The sequence below is a fragment of the Microbacterium daqui genome (genome assembly GCF_050408675.1).
Classification (GTDB): Bacteria; Actinomycetota; Actinomycetes; order Actinomycetales; family Microbacteriaceae; genus Microbacterium.
In genome coordinates, this window is the sequence record NZ_JBNTKF010000047.1 from 1 (window position 1) to 940 (window position 940).

The 940-nt window shown below is 54.1% G+C and carries 1 protein-coding gene; it reads left to right on the forward strand.

Annotated elements, in window-relative coordinates; genetic code table 11:
- Window positions 1-192: 192 nt before the first annotated feature.
- Window positions 193-940, forward strand: a 748-nt coding sequence (locus ACQUSY_RS13365; RefSeq protein ID WP_428904929.1) for an IS3 family transposase, incomplete at its 3' end; no start/stop codon positions are given.

Genomic DNA, 940 nt, shown 5'->3' on the forward strand with positions numbered 1-940 from the left:
ACCTAAAGGTCGCCCCAGGACAGACCCGTCTACTACCCGCCGGCCCGTCTCCGAGTTGCAGCGCATGCAACGAGAAAATAACCGGTTACGGGCGGAAAACGCGTACCTAAAAAAATTACGAGACTTGAGGGATCAGGGGCTGCGCTAAAAACACGCGCGATAGCCACCCTCAAGAACGAGCACGACACGAGTGTGTTGCTCGATATCGCAGATCTTGCAAGGTCAACGTTCTACTACCATCTCGCGCGGCTCGACCGAGCTGATCCACATGCGGAGTTGAAAGCCGTGATCACGCAGATCTTCACCCGCAGTAAGTCCCGGTATGGGCACCGACGCATCCATCTCGAACTGCGAAAACAAGGCCGGCGGGTTGCAAAGAAGACCGTGTTGAAACTGATGCGGGCGCTGCAACTGAAATGCAAAACACGAAGCCGGAAACGATTCTCCAGTTACCAAGGCGAAGTCGGCAAGATCGCCCCAAACCTCCTCAAACGGGAGTTCTTCGCCACGCGTCCGAATGAGAAATGGGTGACAGACGTCACCGAGTTCAAAGTCGGAGAAGACAAGCTGTATCTCTCACCAATCATGGACCTGTGTGACCGATCGATCATCGCGTTCACGACAAGTCAGCACCCAACGATCGAGTTCGCAGTGTCATCACTCCAACAAGCACTCACACAACTGCCCGAGCAAGCATCACTGCTAGTTCATAGCGACCAGGGATTCCACTACCAGCATGCGCGCTGGCGGAAATGCCTAGAACAGGTAGAAGCGAAGCAATCGATGTCGAGGAAGGGAAACTGCCTCGACAACGCGGTCATGGAAAACTTCTTCGGACACTTAAAAGAAGAGATGTTCCACCACGACTCATTCGACAACATCGGCCAGCTCGAACGCGAGATCCACGCATACATCGCCTGGTACAACACCGAACGTGTCT